The sequence below is a fragment of the Serratia sp. 2880STDY5682894 genome, assembly GCF_001537385.1.
Lineage (GTDB): Bacteria > Pseudomonadota > Gammaproteobacteria > Enterobacterales > Enterobacteriaceae > Serratia > Serratia nevei.
Genome location: NZ_FCJA01000002.1, coordinates 453847 through 469051, shown reverse-complemented (window position 1 = coordinate 469051; position 15205 = coordinate 453847). Strand labels below are relative to the sequence as shown.

Here is a 15205-nt window from a genome sequence, read left to right as displayed (position 1 = left end):
TTAGCGCCAGCCGAGCGCCGGCGCGACATGGGTTAAAATCGATTCGATCACGTGGGCGTTGTAATCCACGCCCAGCTGGTTAGGCACGGTCAGCAGCAGCGTATCCGCTTCGGCGATGGCCTCGTCCTGCGCCAGCTGCTCGATCAGCACGTCCGGCTCGGCGGCATAGCTGCGGCCGAAGATCGCCCGGGTCTGCGCGTCGATATATCCGAGCTGATCGCCCTCCTTGCCACCGCCGCCGAAGTAGTTGCGATCCCGCTGATCCACCAGCGCGAAGATGCTGCGGCTCACGGAAACCCGCGGCTCATGCGCGTGGCCGGCCTCTTGCCAGGCGGCGCGGTAGGCGCGGATCTGCTTGGCCTGCTGGATGTGGAAGGGTTCGCCGGTCTCGTCGTTCTTGAGCGTCGAGCTTTGCAGGTGCATGCCGAGCTTCGCCGCCCAGACGGCGGTGGCGTTCGAACCGGCGCCCCACCAGATGCGATCGCGCAGCCCGGCGGAAAACGGCTCCGGCCGCAGCAGCCCGGGCGGATTCGGGAACATCGGCTGTGGATTGGGCTCGGCGAACCCTTCGCCGCGCAGCGCTTCCAGGAACACTTCGGTATGGCGACGGGCCATGTCCGCGTCGGTCTCGCCGTCGGCCGGAGCATAGCCGAAATAGCGCCAGCCGTCGATCACCTGCTCCGGCGAGCCGCGGCTGATGCCGAGCTGCAGCCGCCCGCCGGCGATCAGGTCCGCCGCGCCGGCGTCTTCCACCATGTACAGCGGGTTTTCATAACGCATGTCGATCACGCCGGTGCCGATCTCGATGCGTTGGGTTTTGGCGCCGATGGCGGCCAGCAGCGGGAACGGCGACCCCAGCTGGCGTGCAAAGTGGTGTACGCGAAAATAGGCGCCGTCCGCCCCCAGATCTTCGGCGGCGACCGCCAGATCGATGGACTGCAGCAGCGCATCCGCCGCGGAACGGGTGCCGGACTGGGCGGAAGGCGACCAGTGGCCAAACGAGAGAAAACCAATCTTTTTCATCGGGAATCGTCCTCAAAGGCAAAATCATCGGCCTACAGTGACAAAAATCGCGCGCTCTGCGCCAGCAAAATCGCCCCCGATCGCACTAAACGAACCGATTGCCGCCGCGCTGCCCGGCGATTGTAATCAAAAAACAAATGTCGTATAACAAGCAGCTCCGAGGGGTGTCCTGTTACGGGCTGAGATGGCGCAAGCCGAACCCTTTGAACCTGATCTGGGTCATGCCAGCGAAGGGACGGTTAGGCAACAACACTCTCACCCGTTGCCTGTTCATACCCCAGCGTGCCCGGATCTCCACTGACTCAAGGAGGTCCCATGTCCATCACCACCCTGTTCGAAAGCGGCCTTTACGGCCGGCTGCGCCAACATGCCGGCAGCCACTGGCAAGATTACGTCGATCACCCGTTTCTGCAGCAGCTGGCCGCCGGCACCTTGCCCGAACGCGCTTTTCGCCGCTACCTGACCCAGGACTACCTGTTCCTGCTGCACTTCGCCCGCGCCTACGCGCTGCTGGTCAGCAAGCTACGCACCCTGCCGGAAATGCGCGCCGCCACGGCGTCGCTCAACGGCATCGTCGCCGAACTGCCGCTGCACGTGGCCTATTGCGCCGAATGGGGGCTGAGCGAAGCGCAGATCGCCGCCCAGCCGGAAGCGGCGGAGACCATGAACTACACCCGTTACGTGCTGGATATCGGCCATGCCGGCGACGCCCTCGACCTGCTGGCCGGCCTGCTGCCCTGCGTGGCCGGCTATGCCGAAATCGGCCTGCGGCTGCTGCACGACCCCGCCACCAAAATGGAGGGCAATCCTTACGCCTCCTGGATCCGCAACTACGGCGACGAGGGCTATCTGGCCGGCGTGCGTGCCGCCATCGAGCTGCTGGAAACCGTCGGCCACCAGCGCGGCGCACCAGGCCGCTTCACCGAGCTGGCGCAGATTTTCACCACCGCCACCCAGCTGGAATCGGCATTTTGGCAGATGGGGCTGAACGCCTCATGACCTCCCCGCTTCTCCCGCCCGGCATCCAGGTGCGGGATCTCAGCCTGCGTTTCGGTCAGCAAATCGTCTTCGACCGGCTGAGCTTCGACATCGTCGGCGGCAGCTTCGTCGCCCTGCTCGGCGCCAGCGGCGCCGGCAAAACCAGCCTGCTGAAGATCATCGCCGGCCTGGAACGGGCTACCTCGGGCACGGTGACCGGCAGCGACGGTTTGCCGATCGCCGGGCGCATCGCCTACATGGGGCAAAAAGACCTGCTCTACCCGTGGCTGACCGTCGAGGAGAACGTCGCCCTCGGCTCGCGGCTGCGCGGCGAAGTGACGGATCGGGCGTGGGTGGCGCACCTGCTGGAGCGCGTGGGCCTGGCCGCGCATGGCCGCAGCCTGCCCGCCGCGCTGTCCGGCGGCATGCGCCAGCGCGCCGCCATCGCCCGCACGCTCTACGAACACCAGCCGATCGTGCTGATGGACGAACCCTTTTCCGCGCTGGACGCCATTACCCGCGCCGAGATCCAGAGCCTGGCCGCCGAACTGCTGGCGCAAAACACCGTGCTGCTGATCACCCACGATCCGATGGAGGCCTGCCGCCTGAGCCACCGGCTGCTGGTGCTGTCGCCCTGGCCGCTGGGCCTCGACGATACCCACCGCATCAGCGGGCAACCGCCGCGCGCGCCGGATGACGCCGACCTGCTGAAAAGCCAGGCCGAGCTGCTGCAACAGCTGGTGAGGGCCGCGCAATGAAGATTGCCAAAGAGCGTGGGCTTACCCGCCTGCGGCGTGGGCTGACGGTGTTTGCCGGCCTGCTGCTGCTGTGGTGGCTGGCGGCGCAAAGCGGCATTCCGGCCTTTCTGCTGCCCACGCCGAGCGCGGTGGCGCAGGCGCTGTGGGACGGGCGCGGCTACTTCGCCTGGCACACGCTGGTCACCGCTTCGGAGATCGTCAGCGGGCTGGCGCTGGGCGTCTTGCTCGGCGCGGCGCTGGCGCTGTGCATGATCTTCTCGCCGCGCCTGCAGCGCTGGCTGATGCCGCTGGTGCTCACCAGCCAGGCGATACCGGTGTTCGCCCTGGCGCCGCTGCTGGTGCTGTGGTTCGGCTTCGGCATGAGCGCCAAGGTGGCGATGGCGGTGCTGGTCATTTTCTTCCCGGTGGTGTCGGCCTTTTTCGACGGGCTGCGCCGGGTCAACAACGACTATCTCGATCTGGCACGCACGATGCGCGCTTCGCGCTGGGCGCAGCTGCGGCACGTACGGCTGATGGCGGCGCTGCCGGCCTTCGGCTCCGGCCTGCGCATGGCCGCCGCCGTCGCGCCGATCGGCGCCATCATCGGCGAATGGGTCGGCTCGGCCGAAGGGCTGGGCTACGTGATGCTGAACGCCAACGCGCGCATGCAGACCGACGTCTGCTTCGCCGCGCTGTTTATTTTGGTGCTGATGACCGTGCTGCTGTGGGCTGCGGTGGATGCGCTGCTGCGGCGCCTGATCGCCTGGGCGCCGGAAAACGACTGATGATTGCAACCATAACCAGGGATAAAGGAACGACCATGATCAAACAAACCGTTTGCGGGCTGCTGCTCGGCGCCGCCATCACCGGCCAGGCCGGCGCGGCCGAAAAGCTGACGCTGGTGCTCGACTGGTATATCAACCCCGATCACGCGCCGATTATGGTGGCCGAGCAGATCGGCGCCTTCAAGGCCGAAGGGCTGGACGTCAAGATCGTGCCGCCGTCCGATCCGGCGCTGCCGCCGCGGCTGGTGGCCGCCAAACAGGCCGACCTCGCCATCACCTATCAGCCGCAGCTGCATTTCTTCGCCGATCAGGGCCTGCCGCTGATGCGCGTCGGCACGCTGATCAACACGCCGCTGAATACGGTGATCGCGCTGGATAAAAACATTACGTCGCCGGCGGATCTCAAGGGCAAAACGGTGGGTTACTCGGTCAGCGGCATCGAACAGGCGACGCTGGCCACCATGGTCGAACACGAGCACCTCAAGCCGCAGGACATCAAGCTCATCAACGTCAACTTCCAGCTGACCAGCGCCCTGCTGGCGGGCCAGGTCGATGCGGTGATCGGCGGCTACCGCAACATCGAAGCGCTGGAGCTGAAGCTGCAGGGCAAGACGCCGGTGGTGTTCAACGTCGAAGATTACGGCGTGCCGGCCTACGACGAGCTGATCATCGTCGCCCACCGCGATGCGGTGAACGAGCCGAAAATCCGCAAGTTCCTCGCCGCGTTGAAGCAAGGCAGCGACTACCTGCATGCGCACCCGCAGGACACCTGGCTGGCGTTCGCCAAGGCGCACCCGGAGCTGAATACCGAGCTGAACAAACAGGCGTGGCAAGCCAGCCTGCCGCTGTTCGCCCGCGATCCGGCCAAGCTGGATCGGGCACGCTACCAGGCTTACGAACAGTTCCTGTTCGACAACAAGCTGATCAAGAAAATCACGCCGGTGGAACAGTACGCGGTGGAGCTGGACTGATCACGCCGAGGCGGCCGGTGGCGCCACCGTCACCTCGCCCTGGCCGCTGCGCTGCAAGGCCGCCTTCACCAACCCGTTGGCTTTGCAGCGCTCGATAAAATCGTTCACGTAGGCGGCGCCCTGCGTTTTTTGCCGCGGCACCGCCATCGCCTGGCGGATGGCGGTGAAGTGCCCCTCCAGCACCCGGTAGCCGGGATGGGCGGCCGCGGCGGCCAACAGCGGCTGGCGCACGCCGGCCGCCGCCTCCAACCCCCGTTCGAAAAACAGCGCGATCGCCTCGGCGGAGGTTGCCGCCCGCACCAGCTGCGCCTGCTGCAGCGTGCGCGATAAAAACAGATCGTACGCCGCCCCCTGGCCGACCGCGATGCGCACCTCCGGCCTGTCGAGCTGCGCCACCTCAAAGTAAGGCGCGTCGTTCGCCACCAGATAGGTTCCCTCGATGATCACGTAGGGCTCGCTGAAGGCGATCTGCGCCGCGCGCACCGGCTCGATGGCCATAAACGCCAGGTTCCAGGCGCCGCTGTCCAGGTCGGCGAACACCTTGCCCGCCGCGTCATAGGTGACCAGTTCGAGCGCCACGCCCAGTTCCTGGGCCAGCGCGGCGGCCAACTCCACCGAAGCGCCTTGCGGTTTGCCACCGGCCCCGGCCTGTGCCAGCACCGGATTGCCGTAGTTGATCGCCGCGCGCAACACGCCTTGCGGGGCCAGATCGTCGAGTACCGCGGCGGGAATCGTCTGCATACTTCCTCCTGAATGGCTGATGGGCGCACCGTCGTGGCGCTCATTAAGCGTAGAGCGAAACCTCCGACCAGCAAGCTTTCGCCGCCGAGGCCGCCGTCGGCGTGATTAACGTCACACTATTGTCATAAAAATGTACAATAGCCGCCGCTCGTCGGCCGTAGCGGGAGATCGCGCGTTGTTCCGCCGCCGGCAATAGGCTATACCCTTCACTTTTCGCGCCGCGGCACGCTCGGCGGCGCAAACCAGGGCAGCAACGGTTTTATTTCAATCAGACAAGGTTTGGCGGATGGTTTTAGCAGTCGTTTCGTTTGTTCTCTTTTTGGCGTCGATTTTGATTTATCGCACCCGGGCCGCCGCCAACCGCTGGTGGTTCGCCATTCTGCTGACGCTGCTCGGCAGCTATCTGGTGCTGAACGTCATCCTGATCGCCAGCAACTACTTCACCGGCGACGGCATCACCGACGCGGTGATTTACACCGTCACCAGCAGCCTCAAAGGCGCGGGCATCAGCAAATACGTGCTGCCGTTTATCGGCCTGCTGGCGGCGTTGGGGCTTATCTTCGCGGTGCTGGCCCGCAGCCTGCTGCGCCGCAAGGCCAAAGGCAGCAGCGTGGCCTACAGCGTCGTCGCCGTGCTGCTGGCGCTGTTCTCGGTCGGCACCACCCCGGCGTTTCAGGACATCTCGCTGCTGGTCAAGAGCCAGATCGTCGGCGATACCGCCGATTTCACCACCTACTACAAGGCGCCGAAAAAGACCGTACAGGGCAAGCGGCCGAACCTGGTGTACATCTATGCCGAGAGTCTGGAGCGCACCTACTTCGATACCGAGCTGTTTCCCGGCCTGGCCGACGAGCTGAACGCCCTGCGCACGGACAGCATCGATTTCAGCAACACCCAGCAGCTGCCGGGCACTGGTTACACCATCGCCGGCATGGTCGCCTCGCAGTGCGGCATTCCGCTGTTCGCGCCCTTCGACGGCAACGCCTCCAGCGCGGTCTCCACCTTCTACCCGGAGAACGTCTGCCTGGGCGACGTGCTGAAGGCCGCCGGCTACAGCAACTATTTCTATCAGGGCGCCGAGCTGGCGTTCGCCGGTAAAGACACCTTCCTGAAATCCCACGGCTTCGACCACGTTTACGGCTTCAAAGAGCTGCGCGAACAGGTCGCCGATCCGAGCTACAAAAACGACTGGGGCTGGTACGACGACAGCGTGCTGGACGTGGTGTACGGCAAGTTCGTCGAGCTGTCCAAGCAGCGCCAACCGTTCTCGCTGTTTACCCTGACCGTCGACACCCATCACCCGGACGGCTTTATCTCCGCCGGCTGCAGCAAGAAAAGTTACGCCTGGCAGAATAAAGAAAATCGCTCGCTGAGCGCGGTGGCCTGCAGCCAGCAACACATCGCCGCGCTGATCGACAAGATCAAACGCTCGCCCTATTTCAGCAACACCGTGATCGTGGTGTCCTCCGATCATCTGGCGATGAACAACACCGCCTACGATATCCTGACCAAACAGAAGCGCCGCAACCTGTTCTTCATCATCGACGGCACCCGGCCGCTGGCGGAACAGCGCAACGAGAAGCGCAGCACGCTGGACAACGGCGCCACGGTGCTGGACGTGATGGGCGGCGACAACTACATCGGCCTCGGCCGCAGCAGCCTGTCGGCGCCGTCGCTGTCTACGGTGTTCCTGAACATCGAAGAGAAGATCAACGGCTGGAAACCGGCGGTGATCAACCAGTGGGGCCTGCCGAACCGCATCAGCGACTACAGCGTCGATACGCGCCAGCGCAGCTTCAGCTTCTCCGGCGTCACCTACAAGGTGCCGTTCATTCTGCGGGTAGGCGATAACCGCATCGAACCGATGTTCAACGTCTACCTCTCCACCCCGCTGCGCAAACAGCTGGCCGGGCTGGGCGCGGGGGAAAAATTCGTCTGGGTCGATAAATGCTACGAGATCGGCCGGGTCTGGGCGCCGCAGCTGGCGCTAAGCACCGACATCTGCGTGGCCTCCGGCACCCTGGCCTCGCCACCGCAGATCGTGCAAGCCAGCGGCGAACGCTTCCGCAGCAAGGTGAGCTTTACCGCCCCGGCGGCGGACAGCGTCGCCGATTATCAAAACGCCGTTGCTCGCCTGCAGGTGGACGACGCGGCGATGAAGTACCGGGCGGACAGCATCGAGTTCATGCTGCCCGGCCTGCCGGAGCAGGTGAAGGCCATCACCGGCGTTTCCGGCGTCGAGGAGTGGGGCCGCTGGTCCGACGCCAACCTGGCGCCGGCGGTCGACATCGATTACGTCGATCCGCTGCCGAAGCGCTTCGATCTGGTGCTGCGCGCCCGCGCCTACGGCAATAACGTCGGCGAACCGATTTCGGTGCGCGTCGGCGACGAAGAGCGCTTCGTGTCGCTCGGCGAACAGGACAGCACCGTCACCCTGCGCTTCGACAACCCGCGCGGCGCGCAGAAGATCAGCATTACCCCGCCGGCCCCCACCGAGCCGAAAGAGAGCGCCAGCGGCGGCTTTACGCCGAAGAAGCTGGGCATCGGCCTGGTGTCGTTGAAGGTCGAGGCGGCCGACCCCGCCTCCTGATCCCTGCGCCTTCACGGGCGCGGTATTTTCTTTGCCGCGCCCGTCATTTCGACCAAGCTTTTACGCCCTTCTTCGGCTAACCTGTGACGGTAAAACGCCGCAACCCCGCCACAGAGCCGGGACATCCAAGGAGAAAGTATGAGCTATGCCCCACCTCGCAGCGGCCTCAGCGCCGATCAGGCACTCGATCAACTGGAAGCCCTGTATGACGCCGCGGTAGACGCGCTGCGTCAGGCGGTCGGCGACTTTATCAGCCACGGCACGCTGCCGGATGCGCAGGCGCGCGCCGCCGGGCTGTTCGTGTATCCCGAACTGCGCGTCAGCTGGGACGGGCAGCAATCCGGCCCGAGCAAAACCCGCGCCTTCGGCCGCTTCACCCATCCCGGCAGCTACAGCACCACCGTGACCCGGCCGCAGCTGTTCCGCCACTATCTGGCCGAACAGCTGGCGATGCTGGAGCACGATTACGCCGCCCATATCGAAGTGGCGCCGTCGCAGCAGGAGATCCCGTTCCCTTACGTGATCGACGGCTCCAGCCTGGCGCTCGATCGCTCGATGAGCGCCGGCATCGCGCAGCATTTCCCCACCACCGAGCTGGCGCAGATCGGTGACGAAACCGCCGACGGCCTGTACCACACCACCGACAACCATTTCCCGCTGTCGCATTTCGATGCGCTGCGCGCGGATTTCTCGCTGGCGCGGCTGCGGCACTACACCGGCACGCCGGTGGAGCACTTCCAGCCGTTCGTGCTGTTCACCAACTACACCCGCTATGTGGATGAGTTCGTGCGCTGGGCCTGCGCGCAAATCGCCGATCCGGCCAGCCCGTACATCGCGCTCTCCAGCGCCGGCGGCACCTACATCACGCCGGAAACCAGCGCGCCCGAACAGGCGGTGTCCGATCTGGCGTGGAAAAACCACCAGATGCCGGCCTATCACCTGATTTCGCGCACCGGCCAGGGCATCACGCTGATCAACATCGGCGTCGGCCCCTCCAACGCCAAAACCATCTGCGATCACCTGGCGGTGCTGCGCCCGAGCGCCTGGCTGATGATCGGCCACTGCGGCGGCCTGCGCGAAAGCCAGTCGATCGGCGACTATGTGCTGGCCCACGCCTATCTGCGCGACGATCACGTGCTGGATGCGGTGCTGCCGCCGGATATTCCGATCCCGAGCATCGCCGAGGTGCAGCGCGCCCTGTACGACGCCACCAAGATGGTCAGCGGCATGCCCGGCGAAGAGGTCAAACAGCGCCTGCGTACCGGCACCGTGGTCACCACCGACGATCGCAACTGGGAGCTGCGCTATTCCGCTTCGGCGCGGCGCTTCAACCTCAGCCGCGCGGTGGCGGTCGACATGGAGAGCGCCACCATCGCCGCTCAGGGTTACCGCTTCCGGGTGCCGTACGGCACGCTGCTGTGCGTCTCCGACAAACCGCTGCACGGCGAAATAAAACTGCCGGGCCAGGCCAACCGCTTCTATGAGGGGGCGATCTCCGAGCACCTGCAGATCGGCATCTGCGCCATCGATCTGCTGCGCGCCGAGGGCGACCGCCTGCACTCGCGCAAGCTGCGCACCTTCAACGAACCGCCGTTCCGATAACGGTTATCAGGCCCGCTGCGGCGGGCCGTTTTTTTCTCAACGCACCAGCGCCAGCGCGCGTTTCTCCTGGCTGCGGCCGCCGGCGATCGACAGCAGCATGTCTTTGACCAGCAGCGCCGGGGCGGACAGCGCCTGTTGGCCCGACATGCACAGCGCCAGCGGCACCGACATCGTCGGCGCATTGATGCGCGCCATCCAGGCCTTGGCCGGGCCGATCATCGCGCGTGCCACCGATTCCGGCAGCACGGTCGCCCCCAGCCCGCCGGCGATCGCGGCGCTCAGCGCGCCCGAGGATTCGATCTCCCCCACCACGTTGGCAGCCAGCTTGCGCAGCGCCATCGCCTCTTCCAGCAGGTTGCGCACCGCATCGCCCTCGCGCGGCAGGAACAGGTTCAGCCGCGCCACGTCCAGCAGCTCGACGCTGTTGCCGGGATGCGGCACCGCGCGCGTCGCCACCAGATAGAGATCTTCCCGCATCAGTGCGATGGCGTGCAGCCCGGCGGGCATCTTGGCGCCGTAGACCATCGCCATGTCCAGCGTCTGATTGGCCACCTGCCCGGCCAGCGCCGCGCCGCTGTTCTCATGCAGGCTGAGCAGGATACCCGGCTGCTGATCGCGCAGGCTCTGCAGCAGCGGCAGCGCCAGCTGCGCCGCGGTGCTGCCCGACGCCAACCCGAGAGACACCTGGCCGCTCATCGCCTGCCCGGCGCTGTTAACCGCGCTCTGCGCCTGCTCGCACTGGCGCAGAATGGTCTGCGCGTGGGCATAGAGAATATTGCCGGCCTCGGTCGGCTGTACGCCGCGCTTGGTGCGGATCAGCAGCTGTTGCTTCAGCTCCCCCTCCAGCGTCGCCAGCTGCTGGCTGAGCGCCGGCTGGGCGATATGCAACACCTCCGCCGCCTGGGTCAGGCTGCCGATATCAACGATTTTCACGAAGTACTTCAGACGTCTGAAATTCATAGTGCCTCCAGCGAGCCGCTAAATTGAGAATGCCGAAATCCGGTCAGGCACCGCAGCAAGATCCGGGCCAGAGTCGGTAAACGGCCATGGAAGCGGGATACACGGCGGCCGACGGCCGTTCGTCGGGCGGCGAGCGCCACCGCGCAGGGCAGACGTTGCACCACAGGCAAGCAACGGCGCCGACCAGAGGGCAATTCGGCGGCGCTGCGCGCGGGATAAGCGACAAAAGCGAGAAAAAGCAGCAGGTTGGGCAATCTTGCAGCAAACGAACGCATCGGGCGCTTTCACGCTTTACAAGCCGCAACCGCCCCGCTATTATTCGCCCCGTTCACACGATTCCTCTGTAGTTCAGTCGGTAGAACGGCGGACTGTTAATCCGTATGTCACTGGTTCGAGTCCAGTCAGAGGAGCCATATTTAGAGAAGCCCGCTCAGGGAAACCCGAGCGGGCTTTTTGTATTTCAGCCGCCGTCAAAAGCTGCGTTTCGCCACCAGATAGGCGCCCGCCACCAACAGCAGGGCGCCGAACAGCGCCGGCAGATTCTCGCGCAGCGCCGCCGGGCCGGCGCGGTAGACGTCCACCAGCAGCCCCATGCACAGCTGGCTGGCGACCAGGATCGAGATGGTGGCCGCCGCCCCCAGTTTTTGGTAGCCAAGGATACCGGCAAACACGAACAGCGATCCCAGCAGCCCCGGCAGCAGCATCCACCACCTGGCGGCGCCGGTCACTTCCGCCACCGCGTCGAGGCCGTTTTTGGCCAGCAGCAACCCCACCAGCAGCAGCAAACCGACGCTGGAGTTGATCACCAGCGTGATAAGGATGGTCGAGACGCTTTCAGTAATGCGCACCATCAGCAGATTCTGCACCACCAGCCCCATTCCCGCCGCCACCAGCAGCAACAGCATATTCATCGCTCTGTCTCCCGGGATCAGCGTGCGGGCGGCGTGGCCCGCTCGTCGAGCGTCAGCTGCAGGAAGGTCAGATCCAGCCATTGGCCAAATTTGGCGCCCACCTGCTCCATGCGCCCCACCTCGCGGAACCCGAGCGCCAGATGCAGCTGAATGGAGGCCTGATTGCCGGATTCGATGCCGGCCACCATCACGTGCTTGCCGATCTCCCGCGCCCGTGCGATCAGGGCGATCAACAGCGCTTTGCCAATCCCTTCACCGCGATGCGCCTGATGGACATACACCGAGTGTTCTACGGTATGGCGATAGCCGTCCCAGGCGCGCCAGTCGCCGAACGACGCGTAGCCGATCGCCTCGTCCGCGCCGTTCACCGCCACCAGCACCGGGTAGCCCGCCGCCTGCCGTTCGCCGATCCACGCCGCGCGATTGGCCGCATCCACCGTTTGTTCATTCCAGATGGCGGTGCTGTTCAACACCGCGTCGTTATAGATGGCGGCAATCGCCGCGCTATCGTTGAGCGTCGCATTTCGTATAATCATGGTTTACCCCGGCCAATTGTCCACTATAATACTACGATATGAATATTAAATTAGACAATCTAAATCAGCTGATCGGCGCACGCATTCGCATTGAACGCGAGGCGCGCCACTGGTCGCTGTCCGATCTGGCTGAGCAGGCGGGCGTTTCACGGGCGATGGTTCATAAGATCGAGCGCGGCGAGAGCAGCCCGACGGCGATGCTGCTGGGCAGGCTGGCGGGGGCGTTCGGCCTCAGCATGTCCAAGCTGATCGCCCGGGCGGAAACGCAGGAAGGCCGGCTGCTGCGCCGGGAAGATCAACCGATCTGGGTCGATCCGGAGAGCGGCTACGTGCGGCGCCACGTTTCGCCGCGCACCGATCTGCCGCTCGATCTGGTGCGTATCGAACTGCCGGCCGGCGCGACGATCCCGATGCCGGCTTCGGTGTATGCCTTCAAGCGCCAGCTGATCTGGGTCTTATCCGGCGAGTTGGTCTTTGTGGAAGGTGACGCGCGCCATGACATGGCCGAGGGAGACTGCCTGGAGCTCGGCCCGCCGGCGGACTGCCGCTTTGAAAACCAGAGCGACCAACCGTGCGTGTATATGGTGGCGGTGCTGAGCGCCGCCTGACGCCCCGCCCGCGCTAGCCCTGCGTCGGCCGGTTATAGCCGGCGCGGAAAAACTTCTCCGCCAGCCGGCTGTCGCCGCCGGAAAAGAACTCGCTCATCGGCTCACTGCCGAGGCCATAGGCGCGGCTCAGCTGCCCGGCTTCGAACGCCGCCCGGTTTTCGTCGCCGCAGCGCTGCGCCAAATGGTGCGCATAGCCGAGCACAAAGCCGCGCTTGTAGTCGGAGCAAAAGCGCGACAGCTCCGTCTCCGGCTTCAGGTTTTCCGCCTTTAGCCCCGCCAACAGCCCTTTGCCAAAATGGTCACCCACGGTTTCCTCCTCATTACGCCATCGCTATATAATAAAATATACAGCGAATGGGCGAACGAGAACATACTCCCTAAGTTTTACTCGCCGCATAAAAAAGGCCCGCCAAGCGGGCCTGAGGGAAAGCGGGCAATCACAGCGTGAAATTCAGCCCTTCGCTGACGGTCTTGCCCAGCGGCAGGCGGCCCGACGGCGCCTCTTTTTCCTGCAGGAAATCCGGCAGGCGGGCCTTGTCGCCCGGTTTGCCGATCGCCACCATGGCGTGCACCGCATAGTCGTCCGGCAGCTGCAGCGCCGCCTTAATCTTGTCGTGGTGAATGCCGCTCATGCAGTGGGTCAACCAGCCTTTCAGGTGCGCCTGATGCGCCAGGCTGGCCCAGGCGGCGCCGGTGTCGAACGCGTGGGTCGGGTTGTCCACCAGCCGCTCGCCGTTCAGGCTGGTGGTTTTGGAGACGATCACCACCAGCGCCGAGGCGTGCTGCGCCCAGCCGCGGTTGAAGTCGATCAGGAATTCCAGGTAGTTCTCCCAGCTGTCGGAACCGTGCTTGCTGTAGCCAAAGCGCCACGGCTGAATGTTGTAGGCCGATGGCGACCAGCGCGCCGCTTCAAAAAAGCTTAGCAGCGTTTGATCGTCGATGGCGTCGTTGGCCATCGCGCGCGGCGACCAGCGTTCGATAAATTGCGCATCAATCGGGTAATCGGAGGTTCTTGGCTGGCTCATGATAGGTTCTCGCAGTGAAGTAAAAACAAAAGTTCGCTGATATTCCCACAGCTTAGGACGATAAAACTTTTATTTCGTGCCATTGCCCTGCGGCAGCTCCTGCTGCAGCCAGGCGAGAAACGCCCTGACCGGCGGATGCCGCTCGCGCCCCGGCGCGCACAGCACGCTGTAGGCGGCGCCCGGTACGCGCACCTCCGGCCGGTACGCCACCAATAGACCGTTGTCCACCATATCGGACACCATCACCGAACTGGCGAGCACCAGCCCCTGCCCGGCCACCGCTGCCTGCAGGGCGTAATGCTCCTCGTGATAGCTGCGCATCGCCGCATGGCGCTGCCACCAGTCTACGCCGGCGGCCCGGCACCAGTCGCGCCAGCCGCTGTCGTACAGCGCCGAATCCCCCCACTTGACGGTGATCAGCACCGGGTTTTCCGGCTCGGCGGCGGCCAGATCCGGCGCGGCGTAGACGCCAAAGCTTTCCTCCAGCCGCGCCGTCTGATGCAGCGCGGGATACTGCGCACGGCTGTAACGCACCGCCACGTCCACGCTGGCGTCCTGCTGCAGATCGATCACCTCGGCACAGGCCTCCAGGCGCACCAGATAGTGTGGGTACGCCTGATAGAAACGCCCCAGGCGCGGCACCAGCCACAGCGCCGCGAAAGAGTGCGTGACCGAGACGCACAGCGACCCGGTGCTGGGCTGCGGCCGCAGGCCCTCGAGCGTGGCGGCGATGTCCAGCAGCGCGCCGTGCACCCCGGCAAACAGCGTTTCGCCTTTCGGCGTCAGCCGCACGCCGCGCGGCACCCGCTCGAACAGCGCAAACCCCAACTGCTGTTCCAGCGCTTTGATCTGGTGCGAAATCGCCGTCGGCGTCACCGCCAGCTCGGCCGCCGCCAGCTTGAAGCTGCGCAGGCGAGCGGCGGATTCAAAGGTGCGTAATGCGTTGACGGGCAGCGTGGCAAACATGGCGAAGCCTCTTGAGATGAGTTGAAATCATCCTGGCAGAAAAGCGGTCATTTGTCGCCCGCCGGCTCTTGTTTCTAGAGTAGGGCTCAATCCACTTCATACCGAGGAACATGACATGAATACAACTCATCAATCTAAACGTCTGGTGGTGTTGGTCGGCAGCCCGCGCCGCGACGGCAACAGCGCCACGTTGGCGCAGGCGATCCTGGCGGGCGCCGCCGAAGCCGGCACGTCCGCCAGCCTGCATTTTCTCGATGATTACCTGAGCGGTTTTCTGAGCGATGAACGCCACACGCCGCCGCCGGCCGATCGCTACGCAGAGCTGTTCCTGGAGCACTTCCTGCCGGCCGATGGCGCGGTATTCTGCACGCCGATTTACTGGTACGGCATGTCGGCGCAAACCAAAGCCTTTTTCGATCGCTCGTTCAGCTTCTATTCCAACGCCTACCCTCAGGCGGAACAGGTACACCAGCGCATGAGCGGCAAGCGTATCGGGCTGGCGGTAGCGTCGGAAGAGACCTACCCCGGCGCGGCGCTGGGCATCGTGCATCAGATCCAGGAGTTCAGCCGCTACACCCATTCCGCGTTCGTCGGCATGGTGCACGGCGCCGGCAACCAGCGCGGCGAGATCGCCCGCGATCCGCGCAATCCGCTGCAGGCCGCCCGCGAACTGGGGCGCGAGTTCTTCACTCGCCCCTACTCGGATTATCAGATGGACAGCCCGCGCAGTACGCAGGTCTGGGAGGAGTAAGCGCGGCACCCGAAGGCAATT

At 64.8% G+C, this 15205-nt stretch carries 16 protein-coding genes, 1 tRNA gene and 1 riboswitch; of the genes, 9 read left to right on the top strand and 8 right to left on the bottom strand.

Features of this window, described 5'->3' with window-relative positions:
* A complete protein-coding gene (locus AWX27_RS06980) occupies positions 1–1023 on the bottom strand; it encodes an LLM class flavin-dependent oxidoreductase (protein WP_060420422.1) in 1023 nt (340 codons plus the stop codon).
* 150 nt (positions 1024–1173) lie between these two features.
* A riboswitch (TPP riboswitch) is annotated at positions 1174–1276 on the top strand.
* A gap of 62 nt (positions 1277–1338) precedes the next feature.
* On the opposite strand from AWX27_RS06980, the gene AWX27_RS06975 reads away from it, so the two are divergent.
* From AWX27_RS06975 to AWX27_RS06960, 4 genes are read left to right on the top strand one after another with little or no spacing between them, the layout of a single operon-like run.
* Positions 1339–2022 carry a TenA family protein gene (locus tag AWX27_RS06975; protein ID WP_060420420.1) on the top strand — a complete coding sequence of 228 codons (684 nt, stop codon included), beginning with the start codon at positions 1339–1341 and terminating at the stop codon, positions 2020–2022.
* Positions 2019–2759, top strand: a complete 741-nt coding sequence (locus AWX27_RS06970; RefSeq protein WP_060420418.1) for an ABC transporter ATP-binding protein — start codon at positions 2019–2021, stop codon at positions 2757–2759. The genes AWX27_RS06975 and AWX27_RS06970 overlap by 4 nt, the downstream gene beginning before the upstream one ends.
* Positions 2756–3523, top strand: a complete 768-nt coding sequence (locus AWX27_RS06965) for an ABC transporter permease (protein ID WP_060420416.1) — start codon at positions 2756–2758, stop codon at positions 3521–3523. The genes AWX27_RS06970 and AWX27_RS06965 overlap by 4 nt, the downstream gene beginning before the upstream one ends.
* A gap of 35 nt (positions 3524–3558) precedes the next feature.
* The gene (locus tag AWX27_RS06960) at positions 3559–4494 is read left to right on the top strand and encodes an ABC transporter substrate-binding protein (protein WP_060420414.1); all 936 of its coding nucleotides are present in this window, start codon (positions 3559–3561) and stop codon (positions 4492–4494) included.
* Here AWX27_RS06960 and AWX27_RS06955 read toward each other — a convergent pair whose 3' ends face one another.
* Positions 4495–5235, bottom strand: coding sequence for a transporter substrate-binding domain-containing protein (locus AWX27_RS06955; RefSeq protein ID WP_049198701.1), 741 nt, complete (start codon positions 5233–5235; stop codon positions 4495–4497).
* A 286-nt stretch (positions 5236–5521) separates the two neighbouring features.
* Here AWX27_RS06955 and opgB point away from each other — a divergent pair, with 286 nt between their 5' ends.
* Both opgB and AWX27_RS06945 read left to right on the top strand, forming a co-directional pair.
* Positions 5522–7825 carry a phosphatidylglycerol--membrane-oligosaccharide glycerophosphotransferase gene (opgB, locus tag AWX27_RS06950; protein WP_060420412.1) on the top strand — a complete coding sequence of 768 codons (2304 nt, stop codon included), beginning with the start codon at positions 5522–5524 and terminating at the stop codon, positions 7823–7825.
* A 138-nt stretch (positions 7826–7963) separates the two neighbouring features.
* A complete protein-coding gene (locus AWX27_RS06945; protein ID WP_049198706.1) occupies positions 7964–9427 on the top strand; it encodes an AMP nucleosidase in 1464 nt (487 codons plus the stop codon).
* Between the two features lie 36 nt (positions 9428–9463).
* Here AWX27_RS06945 and nac read toward each other — a convergent pair whose 3' ends face one another.
* Positions 9464–10387 carry a nitrogen assimilation transcriptional regulator NAC gene (gene nac, locus AWX27_RS06940; protein ID WP_060420410.1) on the bottom strand — a complete coding sequence of 308 codons (924 nt, stop codon included), beginning with the start codon at positions 10385–10387 and terminating at the stop codon, positions 9464–9466.
* Positions 10388–10724: 337 nt separating this feature from the next.
* On the opposite strand from nac, the gene AWX27_RS06935 reads away from it, so the two are divergent.
* Positions 10725–10800: transfer RNA gene (locus AWX27_RS06935), tRNA-Asn, on the top strand.
* 57 nt (positions 10801–10857) lie between these two features.
* On the opposite strand, the gene AWX27_RS06930 is transcribed toward AWX27_RS06935, so the two are convergent.
* Both AWX27_RS06930 and AWX27_RS06925 read right to left on the bottom strand, forming a co-directional pair.
* Positions 10858–11298 carry a DMT family transporter gene (locus AWX27_RS06930; protein ID WP_060420408.1) on the bottom strand — a complete coding sequence of 147 codons (441 nt, stop codon included), beginning with the start codon at positions 11296–11298 and terminating at the stop codon, positions 10858–10860.
* 17 nt (positions 11299–11315) lie between these two features.
* Complete coding sequence (locus tag AWX27_RS06925) at positions 11316–11834, bottom strand: GNAT family N-acetyltransferase (protein WP_060420406.1); 519 nt, start codon at positions 11832–11834, stop codon at positions 11316–11318.
* 38 nt (positions 11835–11872) lie between these two features.
* Between AWX27_RS06925 and AWX27_RS06920 the strand changes: the two genes are divergently transcribed.
* Positions 11873–12442, top strand: coding sequence for a helix-turn-helix domain-containing protein (locus tag AWX27_RS06920; RefSeq protein ID WP_060420404.1), 570 nt, complete (start codon positions 11873–11875; stop codon positions 12440–12442).
* Between the two features lie 13 nt (positions 12443–12455).
* On the opposite strand, the gene AWX27_RS06915 is transcribed toward AWX27_RS06920, so the two are convergent.
* The 3 genes from AWX27_RS06915 to AWX27_RS06905 form a co-directional block, all read right to left on the bottom strand.
* Positions 12456–12749: a DUF2623 family protein gene (locus AWX27_RS06915; RefSeq protein WP_038878018.1), complete on the bottom strand. Its 294-nt coding sequence runs from the start codon at positions 12747–12749 to the stop codon at positions 12456–12458.
* 130 nt (positions 12750–12879) lie between these two features.
* Positions 12880–13467 (bottom strand): nitroreductase family protein, encoded by a 588-nt coding sequence (locus AWX27_RS06910; RefSeq protein ID WP_060420402.1) that lies wholly within the window; start codon positions 13465–13467, stop codon positions 12880–12882.
* Positions 13468–13536: 69 nt separating this feature from the next.
* Entirely contained in the window at positions 13537–14433 is an 897-nt protein-coding gene (locus AWX27_RS06905; protein ID WP_060420400.1) for a LysR substrate-binding domain-containing protein, read from the bottom strand.
* Positions 14434–14548: 115 nt separating this feature from the next.
* On the opposite strand from AWX27_RS06905, the gene AWX27_RS06900 reads away from it, so the two are divergent.
* The gene (locus AWX27_RS06900) at positions 14549–15184 is read left to right on the top strand and encodes a flavodoxin family protein (protein WP_060420398.1); all 636 of its coding nucleotides are present in this window, start codon (positions 14549–14551) and stop codon (positions 15182–15184) included.
* Positions 15185–15205 lie beyond the last annotated feature (21 nt).